This window comes from Actinosynnema pretiosum (assembly GCF_024171695.1).
In the GTDB taxonomy this organism is placed as follows: domain Bacteria; phylum Actinomycetota; class Actinomycetes; order Mycobacteriales; family Pseudonocardiaceae; genus Actinosynnema; species Actinosynnema pretiosum.
The window spans coordinates 24,010-40,719 of the sequence record NZ_JAMTCF010000004.1; the positions used below are offsets into that span (position 1 = coordinate 24,010).

11 protein-coding genes are annotated in these 16,710 nt (G+C 71.8%); 8 read left to right on the forward strand and 3 right to left on the reverse strand.

Going from position 1 to position 16,710, the window contains the following annotated elements:
• Positions 1-35: 35 nt before the first annotated feature.
• The 3 genes from ilvD to LV78_RS09230 all read right to left on the reverse strand — a co-directional run bounded on the left by ilvD (position 36) and on the right by LV78_RS09230 (position 3,190).
• Positions 36-1,880: a dihydroxy-acid dehydratase gene (ilvD, locus tag LV78_RS09220; protein WP_253844398.1), complete on the reverse strand. Its 1,845-nt coding sequence runs from the start codon at positions 1,878-1,880 to the stop codon at positions 36-38.
• 118 nt (positions 1,881-1,998) lie between these two features.
• Positions 1,999-2,418 carry a vitamin K epoxide reductase family protein gene (locus tag LV78_RS09225; RefSeq protein ID WP_253844399.1) on the reverse strand — a complete coding sequence of 140 codons (420 nt, stop codon included), beginning with the start codon at positions 2,416-2,418 and terminating at the stop codon, positions 1,999-2,001.
• Positions 2,419-2,554: 136 nt separating this feature from the next.
• Positions 2,555-3,190, reverse strand: a complete 636-nt coding sequence (locus LV78_RS09230) for a PH domain-containing protein (protein WP_253844401.1) — start codon at positions 3,188-3,190, stop codon at positions 2,555-2,557.
• 291 nt (positions 3,191-3,481) lie between these two features.
• Between LV78_RS09230 and LV78_RS09235 the strand changes: the two genes are divergently transcribed.
• From LV78_RS09235 to cimA, 8 genes are all read left to right on the forward strand, one after another.
• Entirely contained in the window at positions 3,482-5,317 is a 1,836-nt protein-coding gene (locus tag LV78_RS09235) for an acetolactate synthase large subunit (RefSeq protein WP_253844403.1), read from the forward strand.
• A gap of 51 nt (positions 5,318-5,368) precedes the next feature.
• Positions 5,369-5,875 (forward strand): acetolactate synthase small subunit, encoded by a 507-nt coding sequence (gene ilvN / locus LV78_RS09240; RefSeq protein WP_015804712.1) that lies wholly within the window; start codon positions 5,369-5,371, stop codon positions 5,873-5,875.
• A 56-nt stretch (positions 5,876-5,931) separates the two neighbouring features.
• Entirely contained in the window at positions 5,932-6,945 is a 1,014-nt protein-coding gene (gene ilvC, locus LV78_RS09245; RefSeq protein ID WP_253844405.1) for a ketol-acid reductoisomerase, read from the forward strand.
• 112 nt (positions 6,946-7,057) lie between these two features.
• Positions 7,058-7,327 (forward strand): DUF397 domain-containing protein, encoded by a 270-nt coding sequence (locus tag LV78_RS09250; RefSeq protein ID WP_096496676.1) that lies wholly within the window; start codon positions 7,058-7,060, stop codon positions 7,325-7,327.
• 466 nt (positions 7,328-7,793) lie between these two features.
• Entirely contained in the window at positions 7,794-9,392 is a 1,599-nt protein-coding gene (serA, locus tag LV78_RS09255) for a phosphoglycerate dehydrogenase (RefSeq protein WP_253844407.1), read from the forward strand.
• A gap of 426 nt (positions 9,393-9,818) precedes the next feature.
• Positions 9,819-13,097: a S8 family serine peptidase gene (locus LV78_RS09260; protein WP_253844408.1), complete on the forward strand. Its 3,279-nt coding sequence runs from the start codon at positions 9,819-9,821 to the stop codon at positions 13,095-13,097.
• 282 nt (positions 13,098-13,379) lie between these two features.
• A complete protein-coding gene (locus LV78_RS09265; protein ID WP_015804706.1) occupies positions 13,380-14,417 on the forward strand; it encodes a 3-isopropylmalate dehydrogenase in 1,038 nt (345 codons plus the stop codon).
• Between the two features lie 655 nt (positions 14,418-15,072).
• The gene (gene cimA / locus LV78_RS09270; protein ID WP_253844410.1) at positions 15,073-16,677 is read left to right on the forward strand and encodes a citramalate synthase; all 1,605 of its coding nucleotides are present in this window, start codon (positions 15,073-15,075) and stop codon (positions 16,675-16,677) included.
• The last annotated feature ends 33 nt before the right edge of the window (positions 16,678-16,710 follow it).

Here is a 16,710-nt window from a genome sequence, read left to right on the forward strand (position 1 = left end):
GCTGTTCCCGCAGGTCACGCCATCAGCGCCGGTCGTCACCGGTTGACGTCGCGCACCGCGCCCTTCGACGCGTCCGTCGCCATCCGCGCGTACGCGCGCAGCGCCGCCGTCACCGGGCGCACCCGGTCCACCGGCTGCCACGGGCGCTCCGAGGCCTCCATCTTCGCCCGCCGGTCGGCCAGCACCGCCTCGTCGACCAGCAGCTCCAGCTTGCGCTCGTGCACGTCGATGAGGATCCGGTCGCCGTCCTGCACCAGGCCGATCAGCCCGCCGCCCGCCGCCTCCGGCGAGACGTGGCCGATCGACAGGCCCGAGGTGCCGCCGGAGAACCGGCCGTCCGTGATCAGCGCGCACTTCTTGCCGAGGCCCGCGCCCTTGAGGAACGCGGTCGGGTGCAGCATCTCCTGCATCCCCGGACCGCCGGACGGGCCCTCGTAGCGCACCACGAGCACGTCACCGGCCTTGATCTCCTTGTTCAGGATCACCGAGACCGCCTGCTCCTGGGACTCGACCACGCGCGCCGGGCCCTCGAACCGCCACAGCTCCTCGTCGATGCCCGCCGACTTGATGACCGCGCCGGACTCGGCCAGGTTGCCGTGCAGCACGGCCAGCCCGCCGTCCTTGGTGTACGCGTGCTCGACGTCCCGGATGCACCCGCCCGCCGCGTCGGTGTCCAGCTTCGACCAGCGGTTGGAGGTGGAGAACGCCTGCGTGGTGCGGACCCCGCCGGGCGCGGCGTGGAACAGCTCCACCGCGCGCTCGGACGGCGACTCGGCCCGGACGTCCCACTCGCCGAGCCACTGCGCCATCGTGCGCGAGTGGACGGTGGTGACGTCCTCGTTGAGCAGCCCGGCCCGGTACAGCTCGCCCAGCAGCGCGGGGATGCCACCGGCCCGGTGCACGTCCTCCATGTGGTAGTCGGAGTTCGGCGACACCTTCGCCAGGCACGGCACCCGGCGGCTGAGCGCGTTGATGTCGGACAGGTCGAACTCGACCTCGCCCTCCTGCGCGGCGGCCAGGATGTGCAGCACGGTGTTGGTCGAGCCGCCCATGGCCATGTCCAGCGCCATCGCGTTCTCGAACGCGGCGCGGTTCGCGATCGAGCGCGGCAGCACCGACTCGTCGTCCTCGCCGTAGTAGCGCTTGCACAGCTCCACCACGACCCGGCCCGCCTCGGAGAACAGCTCGCGGCGCGCGGCGTGCGTGGCCAGCGTGGAGCCGTTGCCCGGCAGCGCCAGGCCCAGCGCCTCGGTGAGGCAGTTCATCGAGTTCGCGGTGAACATGCCCGAGCACGACCCGCAGGTCGGGCACGCCGAGCGCTCCACGACCGACAGGCCCTCGTCGTCCACCTCGGGCGACGCGGACGCGGAGATCGCGGTGATCAGGTCGGTCGGCGCGACGGCGACGCCGTCCACCACGACCGCCTTGCCCGCCTCCATCGGCCCGCCGGAGACGAACACGACCGGGATGTTCAGCCGCATCGCGGCGTTGAGCATCCCCGGCGTGATCTTGTCGCAGTTGGAGATGCAGACGATCGCGTCGGCCTGGTGCGCGTTCACCATGTACTCGACCGAGTCGGCGATGATCTCGCGCGAGGGCAGCGAGTACAGCATCCCGCTGTGGCCCATCGCGATCCCGTCGTCCACCGCGATGGTGTGGAACTCGCGCGGCACCCCGCCCGCCTCGCGGATCGCCTCCGCGACGATGTCGCCGAGGTCGCGCAGGTGCACGTGGCCGGGCACGAACTGCGTGTACGAGTTGGCGATCGCCACGATCGGCTTGCCGAAGTCCGAGTCGGTCATGCCGGTGGCGCGCCACAGGGCGCGGGCGCCCGCGGCGTTGCGGCCGTGGGTGGTCGTGCGGGAACGGAGCGGGGGCACAGCTCCTCCTGGGTTTCCTGGCGTGGTCTGGTTCCGCGGCCGGCGCGAGGCGCGTCGGCGCGGTCGTTCCGGTGCGGTCGTGGGCGCCGGGGGCCTTGCGGGGAGCGGTGACCCCAGGTTACCCCCGCTTCAGCTCGCCCCTGACCAGCACGCCCGCCTGGAGCAGTGTGATGACGTGCACCACCGTGCACCACAGGCAGACCTTGCCGATGAGCAGGAACTCGGCGGCGACCAGGTAGACCACGAACAGCACGCCGACGCCGACCGCGCCCAGCCGCGCCCAGCGCAGCAGCGGGACCCGCCACGCCCAGGGCAGGCTGATGGCGGTCAGGAAGGCGAAGAACAGCGCGCCGAGGATGGCGACGGGGACCCCGAACAGCTCCGACTGCTCGCTGCTGGTGACCGTGCCGCAGTCGACCAGGGAGTTCTCGGAGCAGACCAGCAGCTCCTGCTGGAAGTGGGTGATGGTCAGGTAGACCGAGGTCGCCAGCCCGAGCAGCGACAGGACGAGGAAGGCCAGACGGGACTTCTGGGTCACCGGATCGACTCTACGTAAGCGGGCGCGCCCCGTCGGTGGGACAGGGGGCGGCGGCTGCGGAGTCGGGAACTCGGGCCCTGCGCGGGTGCGACCGGGGTCCCGCGCGGTGGGGGACCCCGGACCCTGGCGCGCCGGGTCAGGCCTCGGCGACGGGCTTCTCGGCGGTCTTGGACTTGGCCTCGGTCTTGGGCTCGGTCTCGGCCTCGGACTTGGTCGTGGCCTCGGCGTCGACCGTGTCGTTCTTCACCTGCTCGGGGGACGCCTGGTCGGTGGGCGCGTGCTCCGCGCTCGCCGTGGCGGTGACGTCGGCGTCGGTGTCGGCGCCTGCCTCGGCCGTGCCCGTGCTGTCCGTGCTGTCCTCGGTGCCCTCTTCGGCCTCCTCGGCCGCTTCGAGCGCCTTCGCGCGCGCCACCGGGTCGTCGATCCGGCCGCCGCTCACGGCCGCCAGCGCGGGCAGGTGCGCGAGCTTCACGGCGGGCAGTTCCACCAACTTCTCGTCCGCGACGACCGCCGACAGCCCGCCCTTCGCGCCCACCTTCAGCGACTTGACCTCGGCCCACTCCACGACCCGCCCGCCGAACGCGGTCCTGGTCACCAGCCGCTCGGGGGTCGCCGTGGTCCGGGTGCGCACCACCCACCACGCGAAGCCCAGCGGCAGCAGGTACAGGACCGACAGCACCGGCTCGGCCAGCGCCATCGGCGTGACGCAGATTGCGGTCAACCCGGAGGCGAGCAGGGCGGTGGCGGGGACGCGGAACACGAGCTTGGGCACGTCCGCGATGGTCGCACCCCACCTCACGGGCGGTGACGCCACCCCCGAGGCCGTCACCCGATGCGTCCACGATCCGGGAGTGCTGTCCCGCACAGTTGACGCTGCCCGAGTTCCACGGTTAACGTCAGGGCCATGCAGCGCAACCTCGTTCTCGTACTTCGCAGGCGCGTCGACGCCTGAGCGGAACAGCTTGCGTCGACGCGCGACCCTCGTACGACCCGACAGATCCGGGTTGGCGGGGGTTTTTTCGTGCCCGGACCGTGCTCCTCACCTTGACCCAGAGGCAGACAGATGACCAGCGCAACCTCGCGACCGGCCCCCGGTGAGCCGCTGTCGCCCCGCCCTGGACCCCGGCCCAAGCCGGCGCCCCCGAGCGGCGCGCCCGTCCGCGTGACGGGCGCCCAGTCCCTCGTCCGCTCCCTTGAGGCGGTCGGCTGCGAGATCGTGTTCGGCATCCCCGGCGGCACCATCCTCCCCGCGTACGACCCGCTCCTGGACTCCACCAAGGTCCGCCACGTCCTGGTGCGCCACGAGCAGGGCGCGGGCCACGCCGCCACCGGGTACGCCCAGGCCACCGGCCGCGTCGGCGTCTGCATGGCCACCTCCGGTCCCGGCGCGACGAACCTGGTGACGCCGCTGGCCGACGCCAACATGGACTCGGTCCCGGTCGTCGCCATCACCGGTCAGCAGTCCCGCCCGCTCATCGGCACCGACGCGTTCCAGGAAGCCGACATCTGCGGCATCACCATGCCGATCACCAAGCACAACTTCCTGGTCACCGACCCGATCGACATCCCGAGGGCGATCGCCGAGGCGTTCCACATCGCCTCGACCGGCCGCCCCGGCCCGGTCCTGGTGGACATCCCCAAGGACGTCCTGCAGGAGACCACCTCGTTCTCCTGGCCGCCGGAGCTGCGGCTGCCCGGCTACCGGCCGACCACCCGCCCGCACGGCAAGCAGGTCCGCGAGGCCGCGAAGCTCATCGCCGCCGCCCGCCGCCCGGTGCTGTACGTCGGCGGCGGCGTCATCAAGGCCGAGGCCTCCGCCGAGCTGCTGCGCCTGGCCGAGGAGAACGGCATCCCGGTCGTCACCACCCTGATGGCGCGCGGCGCGTTCCCCGACTCGCACCGCCAGCACCTGGGGATGCCGGGGATGCACGGCACGGTCTCCGCCGTCGCCGCGATGCAGAAGGCCGACCTGCTGGTCGCGCTCGGCGCGCGCTTCGACGACCGGGTCACCGGCCAGCTGGAGTCCTTCGCGCCCGAGGCGCAGGTCGTGCACGCCGACATCGACCCGGCCGAGATCTCCAAGAACCGCCGCGCGGACGTGCCGATCGTCGGCGACTGCAAGGAGATCATCACCGAGCTGATCGACGCAGTCGCCGCCGAGAAGGCGCACGGGCACGCCGCCGACCTGACCCCGTGGTGGGAGCTCATCGACTCCTGGCGCGGCACGTTCCCGCTGGGCTACGACTGGCCGGACGACGGCACGCTGTCCCCGCAGTACGTGATCGAGCGGATCGGCGCGCTGTCCCCGGACGCGGTCTACACGGCGGGCGTCGGCCAGCACCAGATGTGGGCGGCGCAGTTCGTCAAGTACGAGAGCCCGCGCACCTGGATCAACTCCGGCGGCCTCGGCACGATGGGCTACGCGGTCCCGGCCGCGATGGGCGCCAAGGCGGGCGTGCCCGACCGCACGGTGTGGGCGATCGACGGCGACGGCTGCTTCCAGATGACCAACCAGGAGCTGGCGACCTGCGCGATCGAGGGCATCCCGATCAAGGTCGCGGTCATCAACAACGGCAACCTGGGCATGGTCCGGCAGTGGCAGACGCTGTTCTACGGCGAGCGCTACTCCAACACCGACCTGGGCACCCACAAGCACCGCATCCCCGACTTCAAGCTGCTCGCCGAGGCCATGGGCTGCGCGGGCCTGCGCGCCGAGTCGCGCGAGGAGGTCGACGCGGTCATCAAGCAGGCCCTGGAGATCAACGACCGGCCCGTGGTCATCGACTTCACCGTCGGCAAGGACGCCCAGGTCTGGCCGATGGTCGCCGCGGGCACCGGCAACAGCGAGATCATGGCCGCTCGCGGCATCCGCCCGCTGTTCGAGGAAGACGATGTCTGACCGCGCGCCCCGCCCCGCCGCAGGACAGCGCACCGACGAGGACGGCAACCGATGACCAAGCACACCCTCAGCGTCCTCGTCGAGGACAAGCCCGGCGTCCTGGCCAGGGTCGCCGGCCTGTTCTCCCGGCGCGGCTTCAACATCGAGTCGCTCGCGGTGGGCCGCACCGAGCACCCCGACATCTCCCGGATGACGATCGTGGTCGCCGTGGAGGAGCTGCCGCTGGAGCAGGTCACCAAGCAGCTCAACAAGCTCGTCAACGTCATCAAGATCGTCGAGCTGGAGACGGCCGCCTCCGTGCAGCGCCAGCTCCTGCTCGTCAAGGTCCGCGCTGACGCCACCGTGCGCAGCCAGGTCCTCGAAACGGTCCAGCTCTTCCGCGCCAAGGTCGTCGACGTCTCCCCGGAGGCGGTCACGGTCGAGGCGACCGGCACGTCGGAGAAGCTCGACGCGCTGCTCAGGATGCTGGAGCCCTACGGGCTGCGCGAGATCGTGCAGTCCGGCATGGTCGCCATCGGTCGCGGCGCCCGTTCCATCACCGCGACCGCGGTGCGCTGAGCTTCTCCGCAGAACCGCTGAGTTTTCCGCAGAACCACGGAAGGAAGTACCCACCAGTGAGCGTCGAGATCTTCTACGACGACGATGCCGACCTGAGCGTCATCCAGGGGCGCAAGGTCGCGGTCATCGGCTACGGCAGCCAGGGCCACGCCCACGCGCTGAGCCTGCGCGACTCCGGCGTCGACGTCCGGATCGGCCTCCCCGAGGGCTCCAAGTCCCGCGCCAAGGCCGAGGAGCAGGGCCTCAAGGTGGGCACGCCCGCCGAGGTCGCCGCCGAGGCCGACCTGATCATGATCCTGGCGCCGGACACCGCGCAGCGGCACATCTACGCCAACGACATCGCGCCGAACCTGAAGGACGGCGACGCGCTGTTCTTCGGCCACGGCTTCAACATCCGCTACGGCCTGATCCAGGCGCCGTCCAACGTGGACGTCGCGATGGTCGCCCCCAAGGGCCCCGGCCACCTCGTGCGCCGCCAGTTCGTCGACGGCAAGGGCGTCCCGGCGCTCATCGCGGTCGAGCAGGACGCGTCGGGCAACGCCCAGGCGCTCGCCCTGTCCTACGCCAAGGGCATCGGCGGCACCCGCGCGGGCGTCATCAAGACGACGTTCAAGGAGGAGACCGAGACCGACCTGTTCGGCGAGCAGGCGGTCCTGTGCGGCGGCGCCTCGGCGCTGGTGCAGGCGGGCTTCGAGGTGCTGACCGAGGCCGGCTACGCCCCCGAGGTCGCGTACTTCGAGTGCCTGCACGAGCTGAAGCTGATCGTCGACCTCATGTACGAGGGCGGCATCGCGCGGATGCGCTACTCGATCTCCGACACCGCCGAGTACGGCGACCTCACCCGCGGCCCGCGCGTCATCACGCCCGCGGTCAAGGAGGAGATGCGCAAGGTCCTGACCGAGATCCAGGACGGCACCTTCGCGAAGGAGTGGGTCGAGGAGGACGACAAGGGCCGCGGCAACTACAAGAAGTTGCAGCAGGAGGGCGAAGTTCACCCGATCGAGGAGGTCGGCAAGAAGCTGCGCGGCCTGATGTCGTGGGTGGACCGACCGCTGACCGACACGGTCTGACGTTCCGGCGAAACCCCTGATCAGCCGCACGGCGCGCGGCTGGTCGGGGGTCGTCGCGGACGGCGGGGGCGCGGCTGGTCGGCGGGCCGCGCCCTCCGGTATACCTTGGCGCATGAGCGAGAGCGCCCCGATCTACGACGACAAGGCCCACGTCCGGGGCAACCTGGACCTGTCGGCCGCGCAGTGGCTGCGCAGCGACGAGGGCGCCGAGCACGAGGCCGAGCACGTCGAGATCGCGTTCGTCGAGCACACCGACGGCGTGACCTACACGGCGATGCGCAACTCCGCCGAACCCGACGGCACGGTGCTGGTCTTCACGCCCGCCGAGTGGGAGGCGTTCATCCTCGGCGTCAAGGACGGCGAGTTCGACGAGCCGTGGTGACGGGCTCGCGGTGACCTGCTCGCGGTGAGCGGCTGGCGTCGCCCGACTTGTGGTGACCGGCTGGTGGCGCCGGGCGGACGGTGACGTTCCGGAACCGGCGACCTCCCGCCGCGCCCCGGTCCCCGGTCACCCCGCGCGGTCGCGGGCGCCCCGCCGATCGGCCCAGCGGCGCCCTTGATCGTTCGGCGATCCGCCGAACGGGCCTGCGATTCCCAGCCGGTGGACAGTTCACACCGCGTTTTCCCGCAGGGTTCCCCGCGCGTGCGCCCGCGCAGGCGCCCAGAGCGGGCCAAACCCGGCAAACCCGCTGGTGGCGGGGAGAACCCGCCGCAGACGCCCGCGCCGCACGGGACTATCCTCGTTAACAACCCGGACACATCGCCGTGGCCGGTCGGCGCGGGTTCGCGGCCTGCTTTCGACCCGCCCGCGCTCCCGAATCCACCAGACACCGCTGGGAGCACCGCCCGTGAGCAACACGAGCCGACCCGTCGTCCTGATCGCCGAGAAGCTGGCACCCTCCGTGCTCGACGTCTTCGGCGAGGACATCGAGGTGCGCCACGTCGACGGCACCGACCGACCCGCGCTGCTCTCCGCCGTCGCGGACGCCGACGCGCTCCTCGTGCGGTCCGCCACGAAGGTCGACGCCGAGGTGTTCGCGGCGACCTCGAAGCTGAAGGTGGTCGCCCGCGCGGGCGTCGGCCTGGACAACGTCGAGGTGCCCGCCGCGACCGAGCGCGGTGTCATGGTGGTCAACGCGCCCACCAGCAACATCGTCTCCGCCGCCGAGCACGCCGTCGCGCTGCTGCTGTCGGTGGCCAGGCAGATCCCGGCCGCCCACGCCACCCTCGCGGGCGGCGCGTGGAAGCGCAGCTCCTTCAACGGCGTCGAGCTCAACGGCAAGACCGTCGGCGTGGTGGGCCTCGGCAAGATCGGGCAGCTGTTCGCGGCCCGCCTCGCCGCCTTCGGCACCTCGATCATCGCGTACGACCCCTACGTGGCCGCCGCCCGCGCCGCCCAGCTCGGCATCGAGCTGGTGTCGCTGGAGGAGCTGCTGGAGCGGGCCGACGCCATCTCCATCCACCTGCCCAAGACGCCCGAGACCAAGGGCCTCATCGGCGCCGAGCAGCTGGCCAAGACCAAGCGCGGCGTCATCGTCGTCAACGCCGCGCGCGGCGGCCTGATCGACGAGGACGCGCTCGCCGAGGCCGTGCAGAGCGGCCAGGTCGGCGGCGCGGGCATCGACGTGTTCGCCACCGAGCCCACCACCGCCAGCCCGCTCTTCGGGCTCCCGAACGTCGTCGTCACCCCGCACCTGGGCGCCTCCACCACCGAGGCCCAGGACCGCGCGGGCACCGACGTGGCCAAGTCGGTGCTGCTCGCCCTCGCGGGCGACTTCGTGCCGGACGCGGTCAACGTGCAGGGCGGCGGCGTGGTCGGCGAGGAGGTCCGGCCGTACCTGCCGCTCGTGCAGAAGCTCGGCGCGGTCGTCGCGGCGCTCAGCGCCAAGGCGCCCACCTCGGTGACCCTGGAGGTGCGCGGCGAGCTGTCCAACGAGGACGTGAGCGTGCTGCCGCTGGCCGCGCTGCGCGGGGTGTTCTCCAGCGTGGTCGAGGAGCAGGTGACGTTCGTGAACGCGCCCGCGCTCGCCGCCGCGCTGGGCGTGTCGGTCGACGTGGTCAAGGAGCCCTCCAGCGCCAACCACCGCAGCCTGGTGACCGTGCGGGTCGTGCAGGCCGACGGCTCGGTGCTGAGCGTGTCCGGCACGCTGACCGGCCTCGACCAGGTCGAGAAGATCGTGGGCGTCAACGGCCGCAGCTTCGACCTGCGCGCCGAGGGCAACGTGCTGCTGCTGGAGTACTCGGACCGGCCCGGCGTCATGGGCACCGTCGGCACGCTCCTCGGCGAGGCCGGGGTGAACGTGGAGGCGGCGCAGATCAGCCAGCAGAAGGGCGGTTCCGAGGCCCTGATGCTGCTGCGCGTCGACCGGCCGGTGGACAGCAACGTCCTCGACCCGATCGGCGCGTCGGTCGGCGCCCGCACCATGCGCTCGGTCGACTTCGGCTGATCCCGCGCGGGGCCGCACCCGCCCCGCGTCGCGCCCACCCCGTGGGACCCGAAGGCCGGACCGCTACGGCGGTCCGGCCTTTCGCACGTCCGGGGGAGCCCCGGTCGTGGGACGGAACCGCCCGTTCACCCGCTGAATCCGTCTCATTTGACCGTTGCCCTGGAAATCCGTGAGTGCCACCACTCGCATGGAGTAATTGTCTGGCTACGTATACCGATTAGGTTCCCTCAACGAGGTTGACCCGGTGCCGTAGAGGGCGCGGCACCACGCGGGCAGTCCCTACTCGGTCCACAGTCGGCCCACCCCGGCGGCCCGCTCCGGCCCGCCGGTGGTGTCCCCCTCCGTGCTCCGCGCTGCCCGCCAAGGTCGTACCGGCCTCGGTAGGGGCAAGTCGTGAGTCGTTCCACCAACCGAGCCAGGAAGGCAGTGATCCCGGTCTTCGCCGCGGTCCTGCTCACCGGCTCCCTGTCCGGCGCGGCGCTGGCGGCGGAGGGTCCGCAGGCCACCACGCCGTCCGTGAAACCCGCCAAGGGCCTGGACGCCGCCAAGCTCCAGACCAAGGTGGCCGGTCGCCTGGCCTCGGCGAAGGGCAGGGTGACCGCGTTCGTCGAGCTGGAGGCCAAGCCCGCCGTCGACACCTTCACCGAGAAGACCGGCCAGGGCGCGAGCAAGCAGCAGGCCAAGGAGGCCGCCAAGGCCACCAAGGGCGAGACCACCAAGGTCACCGACAAGGTCGTCGGCGACCTGCGCGCCAAGGACTCCGGCACCAAGGAGCTCTTCCGCACCGCGAACGGCGTGCCCGGCGTGGTCGTCACCGCCGACGCGGCCGAGGTGCGCGAGCTGGCGTCCCGGTCGGACGTGAAGTCCATCCGCACCGTGGTGCCCAAGACCCGCACCAACTCCAGCGCCGTGCAGCTGACCAACACGGCCAAGGCCTGGCAGCAGTACGGCAAGCTCGGCGACGACACCCGCGTCGGCATCATCGACACCGGCATCGACTACACGCACGCCGCGTTCGCCGGTCCCGGCACGCCCGAGGCCTACCAGGCGATCGATCCGACCGTCGTGGACGCCTCGTACTTCCCGACCGCCAAGGTGGTCGGCGGCTACGACTTCGTCGGCGACGCCTACGACGGCGGCAGCGACGACCCCGCGCTGAGCACCCCGAAGCCCGACCCGAACCCGCTCGACTGCAACGACCACGGCACGCACGTGGCGGGCACGGCGGCGGGCTTCGGCGTCAACGCCGACGGCAGCACGTTCACCGGCGACTACACCACGCTCTCCGGCGAGCAGCTCGACGCCATGCGGATCGGCCCCGGCACCGCCCCCAAGGCGCTGCTGTACGCGCTGAAGGTCTTCGGCTGCGACGGGTCCACCAACGTCACCGCGCAGGCGCTGGACTGGGCGCTCGACCCCGACGGCGACGGCGACTTCACCGACCACCTCGACGTGGTCAACCTGTCCCTCGGCTCCGACTACGGCGCCCCGGACGACCCGGACAGCCTGTTCGTGCGCAAGCTCAACGCGGCGGGCGTGCTCACCGTGTTCTCGGCGGGCAACGGCGGCGACCTGTACGACATCGGCGGCTCGCCCGGCAGCACCCCCGAGGCGCTGACCGTGGCCAGCACCCGCGACGCGTTCGTGCTGCGCGACGCCGCCGAGGCGAACGGCGCCAAGCAGCCCGGCCAGTACAGCCAGAACTTCGACTACGCGGGCTACGACCAGACCAAGCCCGTGGTCGCGCTGACCGACCCGTCCAACCTGGACGGCTGCCAGCCGTTCAGCGCCGCCGACGCCGCCGCCGTGGCGGGCAAGTTCGTCTGGCTGGAGTGGGACGACGTCGACGCCACCCGCCGCTGCGGCTCCGGCGCCCGCGCCAACAACGCCACCGCCGCCGGCGCGGCGGGCGCGCTGTTCACCTCGGCGCTGGAGAACTTCAACGCGGGCATCGCGGGCAACGCCGCCATCCCGGTGTTCCAGTTCACCGGCACCGCCACCTCGGCGCTGCGCCCGGCCCTCGCGGCGGGCACGCTGTCCGTGCGCCAGGCCGGTGACCTGCGCACCTCGCTGCCCACCTACGACCAGAAGATCGCCGACACCCCGTCCGCGTTCACCTCGCGCGGCGTGCGCGGCCCGGTCGTGAAGCCGGACGTGGCCGCCCCCGGCGACACCATCGCCTCGGCGCTGGTCGGCTCCGGCAACGGCACCCTGGTGATCAGCGGCACCTCCATGGCCGCCCCGCACACCACCGGCATCGCCGCCCTCGTCCGCCAGGCCCACCCGGACTGGACCACCGAGGAGGTCAAGGCCGCGGTCATGAACTCCGCGGGCTCGGACGTCAAGGAGAACGGCAAGACCTTCGCCCCCAACCGGGTCGGCGCGGGCCGCATCGACGCCAAGGCCGCGCTGGACAACCAGGTCCTGGCCTACGTGCAGGACGACCCCGGCGCGGTGTCCGCGTCGTTCGGGCCGGTCGAGGTCACCGGCAAGACCGCGCTGACCAAGACCATCAAGGTGGTCAACAAGTCCCCGAAGGCCGTCGAGTACTCGGTGGGCTACGAGGCCGTCACCAGCATCCCCGGCGTGCGCTACGAGCTGTCCGAGCAGACCGTGAGGCTCAGCCCGCGCGGCGTCGCCAGGGTCAAGGTCACCCTGAGGATCGACGACCCGAAGGCGCTCGCCAAGACCGTCGACCCGACGGTCGAGCCGCTGCACCTGGACGTGCCGCGCCAGTTCCTGGCCGACGCGTCGGGCCGCGTGGTGCTCTCGCCCAAGAGCGGCGCGACCGTGCCGCTGCGGGTGCCGGTGTACTCCGCGCCCAAGCCCGCCTCGGACATCTCGGTGCCCGGCAGCGTGAAGCTGGGCAAGAACGCCACCCAGACCGTGCTGAACCTGGCGGGCCGGGGCGTGGACCAGAGGGGCTTCCGCTCGCTGGTGAGCGTCCTGGAGCTCCAGGCGACCTCGCCCAGGCTCCCGGAGTGCCGCCGCAACGTCACCTCGGGCTGCACGCTCAACCAGACCGCCAAGGGCGCGGACCTGCGGCACGTCGGCGTCACGTCGACCGCGCCGCTGGCCAAGCTCCAGGGCAACCCCGAGGACGCGCTGCTCGCGTTCGGCGTCTCGACCTGGGACAACTGGTACAACCTCGGGTCGAACACCATCTTCTACATCGACGTCGACGTGAACGGCGACGGCACCCCGGACTTCGAGACCTACACGACCAAGCTCACCGACACCGACCTGCTGGTCGCGGTCACGGTGGACCTGGCGACCGGGGAGACCGTCGACATCCAGCCGGTCAACGGCCAGTTCGGTGATGTTGACACGAACGTGTTCGACACCAACGTGGTGGTGCTCCCGGTGCTGCTCTCCGCACTGGGCATCGACCCGTCCGGGGACACCGCGAAGATCACCTACACGGTGAACAGCACCGGGTTCTACCTCGCGCCCGGCGCGTCCGACGACCGCATCGACTCGATCGACGGCGCGCTGTCGTTCGACGTCCTCAACCCCGGCCTGTGGGTGCAGGGCGGCGGGGACGCGGCGCTGTCGTACCAGGCCAAGCCCGGTACGGCGCTCGTGGTCAACCGCGCGCCCGGCACCTCGGCGGACAGCCTGATGGTGGTCAACCACCACAACGCGTCCGGGGACCGGGTGGACGTGGTGAAGGTCAAGGGCGGCAGCGACCGACCCGCCGCCTGACCCCTCCCCTGACGCTCCGACCGGTGGCATAAGCGCTGGTCGGAACGATCCAGAACGGGGTGCTCTGGCCGGCCGTGGGGACTTTCCCCCGGCCGGCCAGAGCTGTTTTACGTCTTTCAGGTGACATCTGAACGGGGGTGTTGAACCGTTCGGGTGTCCCGCAGTCCGGGAGAGTTACCCCCGACGGCGTGTTCCGGGTGCGGTGCGGACGCATCGGGCCGGTAGCCTTTCGCAATGAAAACTAGTCCCGTGAATTGGGACTGATACCTGGGAGGTGTGTTAATGCGGCTCGCAGTGATCCCGGGGGACGGGATCGGGCCCGAGGTCGTCGCCGAGGCACTGAAGGTGCTGGGTGAGGTCGTTCCGGCGGCCGAGATCACCCGTTACGACCTCGGTGCGGCGCGCTGGCACGCCACAGGTGAGTTGTTGCCGGAGTCCGTGCTGGGGGAGCTGCGCCAGCACGACGCGATCCTGCTCGGCGCCGTCGGCGACCCGTCGGTGCCCAGCGGCATCCTGGAGCGCGGCCTGCTGCTGCGCCTCCGGTTCGAGCTCGACCACCACGTCAACCTGCGCCCGGCGCGGTTGTACCCCGGCGTCCGCAGCCCCATCGCGGACCCGCCGGAGATCGACATGGTGGTCGTCCGCGAGGGCACCGAGGGCCTGTACGCGGGCAACGGCGGCCTGCTGCGCAAGGACACCCCGCACGAGATCGCCACCGAGGTGTCCATCAACACCTCGTTCGGCGTCGAGCGGGTCGTCCGGGACGCCTTCGCGCGCGCCGCGAACCGCCCCCGCAAGCACCTGACCCTGGTGCACAAGACCAACGTCCTCACCCACGCGGGCTCCCTGTGGTCCCGCGTGGTCGAGGAGGTCTCGCTCCAGCACCCGGACGTCACGGTGGCCTACCAGCACGTGGACGCGGCGACCATCCACCTGGTCACCGACCCCGGCCGCTACGACGTGATCGTCACCGACAACCTGTTCGGCGACATCCTCACCGACCTGGCGGCGGCGGTGACCGGGGGCATCGGGCTGGCCGCGTCCGGCAACCTGGACGTGACCAGGCGCAACCCGAGCATGTTCGAGCCGGTGCACGGCAGCGCGCCGGACATCGCGGGCCAGGGCGTGGCCGACCCGACCGCCGCGGTGCTGTCCGTGGCGCTCATGCTCGACCACCTCGGCGAGCACGAGTCGGCCCGCCGCATCGAGGCGTCGGTGGCGTTCGACCTGGCCACCCGCGACCACGCGTCGCCGGGCGCGACCTACGCGATCGGCGACCGGCTCGCCGCGCTGGTGTCGTCCAACGTGCGGACCGGCTGACACCGGGGCCGCGCTTCGCGGCCAGGGCACAAGTGCGGGAAGGGCCATCGAAAGTCTTCGGTGGCCCTTTCCGCGTTCCGGGGACGCGGGGGCATTCCGGGTCGGGAAATGGCGCGCCACGGCAGGCGTCCGGGGCCGCAGGGAAAACCGCCGAATCGCTGCTGGGTCGCGCTGCCGGGGGCGGGAAAACCGTCGGGCCGCCGCCGGGACGCGCTGCCGGGGGTCGGGAAAACCGCCTGCCCGCCGCCAGGCCGTGCGTCCGGAGCGCTGGGAAAACCGCCGGGTCGTGCGTTCGGGGCCACCGGGAAAACCGCCGGGCCGCCCTCCCGGAGCCCTCCCGCCCGCATCGCCGCGGCCCTCCTGCCCGGCCACCCCACCGCCCGTCCGGGTGACCACCCCGCGCCCGGCGCCCACCCCCGACCTGCGAACGAGCGATCGCGTAACCCACCTGGTGGGAAACTCCGCCCGGAGCTTGGTACGCCCGTCCGGCCTGTGGCACCATCGCGGACATGGCTGTCCACGTCGCCGTGATTATCGAGCAGCGCGCCGGTTGAGTGCCCGAGCACTCGCCCCGGCGCGCAGACCTCTCGCATCCCAGCGGGGGGTCTTTTTGTTTTCTCGACAAACCTGACACCCGCCCGCAGGAGAGCACACCGTGACCACGCTCGGCGATAGCTTCCACGTCTACGACACCACCCTCAGGGACGGCGCCCAGCGCGAGGGCATCACCTACTCCGTCGCCGACAAGCTCCAGGTGGCGCGCCTGCTGGACGGGCTGGGCGTCGGCTTCATCGAGGGCGGCTGGCCGGGCGCGATGCCCAAGGACACCGAGTTCTTCGCCCGCGCGGCCTCCGGCGAGCTGGAGCTGTCCAGCGCGGAGCTGGTCGCGTTCGGCGCCACCCGCAAGGCCGGGGTGAAGGTCCAGGACGACCCGCAGGTGCGCGCCCTGCTCGACTCGCAGGCCCCCGTCGTCACCCTCGTGGCCAAGTCGGACCTGCGGCACGTGGAGCGCGCCCTGCGCACCGACGCCGCCGAGAACCTCGCCATGGTCCACGACACCGTCAAGCACCTGGTGGACAACGGCCGCCGCGTCTTCCTGGACGCGGAGCACTTCTTCGACGGCTTCGCGCACGACCCGGACACCGCGCTGCGCGTGCTGGAGGCGGGCGTCACCGGCGGGGCCGACGTGGTGGTGCTGTGCGACACGAACGGCGGCCAGCTGCCGCTCGGCCTGGCCGAGGTGGTCGCGGACGTCATCGCCCGCACCGGCTTCCGGGTCGGCATCCACTGCCAGGACGACACGTCCTGCGCCGTGGCGAACACCCTCGCGGCCGTCCAGGCGGGCGCGACGCACGTCCAGTGCACCGCGAACGGGTACGGCGAGCGGGCGGGCAACGCCGACCTGTTCGCCGTGGTCGGCAACCTGGTCACCAAGCTGGGGATGCCGGTCCTGCCGGAGGGGGCCGTGGGAGAGCTCACCCGCGTCTCGCACGCCCTCGCCGAGATCGCCAACATCGCACCCGACACCCACCAGGCCTACGTCGGGTCGTCGGCCTTCGCCCACAAGGCGGGCCTGCACGCGAGCGCGATCAAGGTCGACCCCCTGCTGTACAACCACATCGACCCGGAGGTGGTCGGCAACGGCATGAAGATCCTGGTCACCGAGATGGCCGGGCGGGCGAGCCTGGAGCTGAAGGGCAGGGAGCTGGGCGTGGACCTCGCGGCCAACCCCGAGGCCCTGACCAGCGCCGTCCGCAAGGTCAAGGAGCTGGAGGCGGGCGGCTGGTCGTTCGAGGCGGCCGACGCGTCGCTGGAGCTGCTGCTGCGCGACGAGCTGTCCGAACTGGACGCCCCGCCGTTCACCCTGGAGTCCTACCGCGTGGTGCTCGACCACCGCTCGGACGGCGAGATCGTCTCCGAGGCGACGGTGAAGGTGCACGTGGGCGGCGAGCGGGTGATCGCCACGGCGGAGGGCAACGGTCCGGTGCACGCGCTGGACGGGGCGCTGCGCAAGGCGCTGCTGCCGCACCTGTCCTGGTTGGACGCGGTCAAGCTGAACGACTACAAGGTGCGCATCCTGTCCGGCGACGGGCGGGACGCGGACGGGACCGAGGCGGTGACGCGGGTGCTGGTGAACTCGACCGACGGCGAGCGCGAGTGGACCACGGTCGGCGTGCACGGCAACATCGTCGAGGCGAGCTGGCTGGCGCTGTGCGACGCGCTGGCGCACAAGGCCTCGCGGGCGTCCGCGCTGGTCTGAGCCGTGGAGCGGGGGCGGCGCCGACCGGGCCGC

Bases quoted from the DNA above. Each gene is read 5' to 3' on its own strand.
- LV78_RS09235 (WP_253844403.1), top strand. From the start codon at position 3,482: ATGACCAGCGCAACCTCGCGACCGGCCCCCGGTGAGCCGCTGTCGCCC.
- ilvN (WP_015804712.1), top strand. From the start codon at position 5,369: ATGACCAAGCACACCCTCAGCGTCCTCGTCGAGGACAAGCCCGGCGTC.
- LV78_RS09250 (WP_096496676.1), top strand. From the start codon at position 7,058: ATGAGCGAGAGCGCCCCGATCTACGACGACAAGGCCCACGTCCGGGGC.
- LV78_RS09265 (WP_015804706.1), top strand. From the start codon at position 13,380: ATGCGGCTCGCAGTGATCCCGGGGGACGGGATCGGGCCCGAGGTCGTC.